This is a genomic window from Achromobacter xylosoxidans (assembly GCF_002192695.1).
Lineage (GTDB): Bacteria > Pseudomonadota > Gammaproteobacteria > Burkholderiales > Burkholderiaceae_B > Achromobacter > Achromobacter xylosoxidans_C.
This window is the reverse complement of sequence record NZ_MTLG01000031.1, coordinates 1-656: the sequence shown is the minus strand read 5'-3', so window position 1 is coordinate 656 and position 656 is coordinate 1. Positions and strand designations below refer to the sequence as shown.

1 protein-coding gene is annotated in these 656 nt (G+C 62.8%); it reads right to left on the bottom strand.

Going from position 1 to position 656, the window contains the following annotated elements; genetic code table 11:
- Window positions 1–645: DUF6094 domain-containing protein (locus BRO63_RS04455; protein WP_256943240.1), on the bottom strand; the 645-nt coding region annotated here is incomplete at its 3' end.
- Window positions 646–656: the final 11 nt, after the last annotated feature.

Genomic DNA, 656 nt, shown 5'->3' with positions numbered 1-656 from the left:
AAGCCCAACCTGCAGCAGCAGATTGCGCACGGCCTTGACGCCATCGGGTGCCTGCTCGCGCTGACGCACCCTGCGACCGAAGATCACCACCTGCTTGAACTGCGTTTCCACCGCTCGGTAGATCCGCAGGTCGGTGTAGTGGCGCGTCAGCCAGCCGACCAGCTCCGCGTCGAGCACGTAGCCAGGGACGATGAAGACCAGCACGCCGCCGTACTGCAACAGCGACAGGCTGCGCTGATAGAACAGTTTTTCAAGGCGGGCACGGCCCTGTCCCTGATAACCGATATTGCCGTTGACGTCCTTGGACAGGTCGCCATACGGTGGGTTGAGCCAGAGCAGCCCGAACGACTGCTTGGAGATCATCGCGTCCATGAGGTCCGCATGCAGGCAATGATCGACTAGGCCGCGGGCATGGCGTGCCCGCTCGGCGTCGAACTCGACCGCGAACGCCTTTACCTGCTCGCGTCCGAGGGCATGAGCAGCTTCGGCGATCGCCACGCCTTCGCCTGCGCAGGGATCGAGGATGCACATCGACCCGTCGCTGGGCATCAGTGCGTTGAGGGCTCTTTCGAGCGTGGGTTCATCCGTGGGGAAGTATCCGTTTTTCACGAAATTGCGGGCGAGCCGCGGGAACATGAGGGCCATGGAAGTCTCCT